This window comes from Rubrivirga sp. (assembly GCF_049648075.1).
GTDB lineage: Bacteria > Bacteroidota > Rhodothermia > Rhodothermales > Rubricoccaceae > Rubrivirga.
The window spans coordinates 1-4,242 of the sequence record NZ_JBARYR010000379.1 but is presented as its reverse complement, the minus strand read 5'-3'; the positions used below and the strand labels follow the sequence as shown (position 1 = coordinate 4,242).

General features: G+C 67.8%; 4 protein-coding genes. All 4 read right to left on the bottom strand.

Features of this window, described 5'->3' with window-relative positions; genetic code table 11:
- On the bottom strand, nucleotides 1–1,663 hold a 1,663-nt coding region (locus tag WBA11_RS11000; protein ID WP_424520734.1), incomplete at its 3' end, for a sodium:solute symporter.
- Nucleotides 1,664–1,746: 83 nt separating this feature from the next.
- Entirely contained in the window at nucleotides 1,747–2,133 is a 387-nt protein-coding gene (locus WBA11_RS10995; protein WP_424520733.1) for a hypothetical protein, read from the bottom strand.
- An 87-nt stretch (nucleotides 2,134–2,220) separates the two neighbouring features.
- Complete coding sequence (rpoN, locus tag WBA11_RS10990; protein WP_424520732.1) at nucleotides 2,221–3,678, bottom strand: RNA polymerase factor sigma-54; 1,458 nt, start codon at nucleotides 3,676–3,678, stop codon at nucleotides 2,221–2,223.
- A 45-nt stretch (nucleotides 3,679–3,723) separates the two neighbouring features.
- Nucleotides 3,724–4,242 (bottom strand): DUF3109 family protein (locus WBA11_RS10985; RefSeq protein ID WP_424520731.1); only part of this gene is annotated, 519 nt, incomplete at its 5' end.

Sequence of the window (4,242 nt, the reverse complement as noted above, 5' to 3'; positions counted from 1 at the left end):
ACGCGAAGATGAGCCAGATGGCGGCGACGCACGCGAGGAGGATCGCCGTCAGGATCGCGTCCACGCGGCGGCCGCTCGCCGACGACGGCGCGACCTCGAGGTCGTACGTCGAGCCGGTCGTCGGCTGGTCGGCGGTCGCGAACGTGAGCCCGGCCGTCTTCTCGGCCGGCGGCGGCGACGTCGCCAGGCTGACGGTGATGAGCACGATCGTGCAGACGGCGAACAACGCGATGGCGATGTGCAGGAAGTTGACCTCGGCCAGCAGCGCCAGCACCGAGCCGTCGGCCAGCCCGTTGCCCTCCGGCCCGTTGATCGCCTCGAGGACGAGCCGGCCGATGCCGAGCGCCAGGCCGACCAACAAGGACGCGAGCGCGCCCTGGGCGTTGGCCCGCGGCCACAGCAGTCCGAACAGGAAGACGGCCGCGATCGGCGGCGAGATGTACGCCTGGACGGACTGGATGTAGACGTACAGCCCGCCCTCGGCGGCCTCGACGAACGGGATCCACGCCAGTCCCAAGACGGTCAGCGCGACCGTCGACAGGCGGCCGACCCAGACGAGTTGGCGCTCCGACGCCTCGGGCCGCAAGCGCTTGTAGACGTCCCACGTGATCAGCGTCGAGGACGAGTTGAACACGCTCGACAGGCTCGACATCAACGCGGCCAGGAGTCCGGCGATGACCAGGCCCCGCGCCCCGACCGGCAGCAAGGCCGAGACGAGTGTGGGAAGCGCCTCGTTGGGGTTGTCGAGCGTGATCTGTCCCTGTGCGACCATCGCCGCGGCCAACATACCGGGCAGGACGAAGATGAACAAGGGCAGCAGCTTCAGGAAGCCGGCGAAGATGGTGCCCCGGCGGGCGTCGTCGATGGACTTGGCCGAGAGCGTCCGCTGGACGATAAACTGGTCCGTGCACCAGTACCAGATGCCCAGGATGGGCGCGCCGAACAGGATGCCGGTCCACGGGAAGTCTGGGTCCGTCGCCGGCTTCCACATGTCGAAAAACTCGGCCCCGACCTCGGCCTCGAGGCCGGACCACCCGCCGACCGCGTTGAGCCCGGCGAACGTGACCGCGGCGGCCCCGCCGATCAAGACGAACGTCTGCAACAGGTCGGTGTAGAGGACCGCTCGCAGGCCGCCGAAGACGGTGTAGGCGCCGGTCGCAATCACGACGATGAGAGCGCCCGTCCAGAACGGGACGCCGATCGCCGAGAACACGACAGCGCCGGCGAAGATGGTGACCGAGATCTTGGTCAGGACGTAGGCCAGGATGCTCACCGTCGCGAGGTACCACCGCGAGCCCGTCGAGTAGCGGCGCTCCAGGAACTCGGGCATCGTGAACACGCCGCTCTTGATGTAGAACGGGACGAACACCCAGCCCAGCAAGAGCAGGATGATCGAGGCCAGAACCTCGAACTGGCCCGGCGCCACGCCGCTCGTCGCGCCCGAGCCCGCCAGCCCGACCAGGTGCTCCGACCCGATGTTCGACGCGAACAGCGACGCGCCGATCACGAACCACCCGACGTTGCGGCCGGCCAGGAAGTAGTCCTCGGCGTCTTCGTTCGACTGTCGTCGCTCGCGCAACGTCCCGACGATGGCCACGCCGAACACGACGGCGAAGTACAGGGCGATGACGGTCCAGTCGAGCGTGCCGAGGGCGAGGTCCATGCGGTTGCGGGGAGGATGGCGGAGTCTACGCCGCACTCCCTCAGCCTGCACGCTACGCCTTGCCCGCTCGCCCTCGAGGACGGCTACGCAGCCCGGCGTCGGACCGCTGCGACCAGCCCGACTCGGTCGGTCGGGAGGAAGTTGCGGCCCTCGCCTCCCCCGACGGGGTACGCGTTGGGGGCGCCCGTCGCGAGCCGCCGTGCCACGCGGGCGACCACCTTCCGGTAGCGGACGCCGTGGTGCCGGAACAGTCCGCCCGGCGGAATGCGCACGAAGGCGATGGTCGCGCCTCGAGGACGCGTCGGGACCTCGAGGCCGCATCTCGACAGGGCCTCCTCGGCGCTCAGGTCTTCAGCGAGCGCGAGCGTGACCGCGAGCTGGCGCGGCGCCTCCGCGGCGTCCTCGAGGGACAGCCGGGCGAGGGCTCGGTCGACGGCCACGCGGACGTCGTCGGGAGTGCGGTCGGGCATCGGGGCGCCAAACGCACGTGCGCCGTCCGGGCTCCCCCAGACATAGAATGCCGGTCGAGGTCCGGCTGGGTCGTCCTCGAGGACGCGCTACGCGAGCACGATCTGGCGGCGGAGACGGGCGACCGGGATGTTCAGTTGCTCGCGGTACTTGGTCACCGTCCGGCGAGCGATCGGGTAGCCCTCCTCCTTGAGCAGGTCGGCCAGCTTCTGGTCGCTCCAGGGCTTGGTCTTGTCCTCCTCCGAGACGACGCGCTCCAGGATGGCCTTGACCTCCTTGTTCGAGACCTCCTCGCCGTCGTCGCCGGTGATGCCCTCGCTGAAAAAATGCTTGAGCTCGTAGACGCCGTACTCGGTCTGGACGTACTTGCCGTTGACGACGCGAGAAACGGTCGAGATGTCCATCTTGATGATGTCCGCGATGTCCTTCAGGATCATCGGCTTGAGGTGACCCTCGCCGTGCTCGAAGAAGTCGTGCTGGATCTGGACGATGGCCTCCATCACGCGCAGGAGCGTGTTGCGGCGCTGCTGGATCGAGTTGATGAACCAGCGCGCGGACTCCATGCGCGTTTTTAGGAAGTCCTTGGTCTCCTTCGCCTTGCCGTCGCCCTTCGTGTTCTTGGCGGACAGGTCGTTCCACATGTTCCGGTAGTGCCGGTTGACGCGGAGCTCGGGGGCGTTGCGGCCGTTGAGCAGGATCCGGAAGTCCTCGCCGTCGCGCTCGACGGTGAAGTCGGGCGTGATGTAGTTGGTCTGGACCGCGAAGTCGCCCTCGCCCGGCTTGGGGTCGAGGCTGCGGACCAAGTCGTACGCCTCTTTGAGGTCGTAGTCGTCGAGGTCGAGCTTGCGCTTGATCGCGTCGAAGTGCTTCATCGTGAACTGCTTGTAGCAGTCCCGGATCATGTCGACGGCGTTCTCCAAGCCGTCCACCTCGTTGCCCATCATGTCGAGCTGGATCAGCAGGCACTCGCGCAGATCGCGGGCCGCGATGCCGACCGGGTCGAGCCGTTGGATGCGGTGGAGCACGCGCTCGACGTCCGCCTCGGTGAGGACGACGCCGAAGTTGAACATGACGTCGTCCAAGATGGACTCGACGGGGCGCCGGAGGTAGCCGTCCTCGTCGATCGACCCGATGATCTGGTCCGCGATCAACTCCTCGGTCTCGTCGAGGTCGAGCAGGCCGACCTGGTCCCGCAAGCCCTCGGCCAGGGATGACATGGCCGCCATCGGCGTGTCGCGCTCGTCCTCCTCGGCCGAGCGGTCCACCTGGGCCTTGTAGCCGTAGAGGTCGTCGGGCGCGTTCAAGAACTCGTCCCAGTCGAACTCGTCGTCGCTCGAGGACTCCGAGGAGAGCTCGGAATCGGGGGACGTGTCCTCGCCCTGGAACTCGTCCTCCTCCTCGCCTTCCTCCAGGAGCGGGTTCTGCTCCATCTCGGCCTTGATCCGCTGCTCCAGTGCCAGCGTGGGCAGCTGAAGCAGCTTGATGTACTGGATCTGCTGAGGCGAGAGCTTCTGCTGGAGGCTCTGGTTCTGTCGGAGGTTGAGCATGGCGGCGGAGGTCCGACTCGTGTATCGGGATGGCGCGGGGTGGGGTTAAGACTCGTCGGCGTTGCAGCGCTCGAGGTCGGCAACGGGACCAACGCCGACGTCTTGGCGGCGTTGCGCGAGCGTGGCCCGGAACTTGGCGACCCACTCGGCACCGTACTTCCGGGTCAGAGGCCGCTCCAGGAAGTCGGCGACCTGCATGCCGGTCTTGCGACCGTGTGGGATGGCCGGCTTGCACAGCTCGATGGTCTCGTAGTTGAGCACGTCTGTGGCGTCGGCGCCCTCGCCGTACGTCTCGACGCGGATCGGGTAGAGGTGGCACGAGACCGGTTTCTCGAACCCGATCTTGCCCTCCCAGAACGCCTGCTGGAGCGAGCACTTGGCGACCGGCCCGTCGTAGGTCACGAACACGCACTCGCGCCCTCGGACCGTCGTCGTGTGGTAGTGGCCGGGCTGGCCCTCCCAGACCCCTCGGCGCGCGATCTCCGCGCGGGCCTCCGGCCTCAGCCGGTGCTCGACGACGGGGAGCGCGTCCTCGAGGGCGGTCCGCTCGTCGTCCTCGAGGGG

What these genes read in the sequence shown, in the direction of transcription:
- WBA11_RS10995 (WP_424520733.1), bottom strand. Translation starts at nt 2,133, where the DNA reads ATGCCCGACCGCACTCCCGACGACGTCCGCGTGGCCGTCGACCGAGCC.
- rpoN (WP_424520732.1), bottom strand. Translation starts at nt 3,678, where the DNA reads ATGCTCAACCTCCGACAGAACCAGAGCCTCCAGCAGAAGCTCTCGCCT.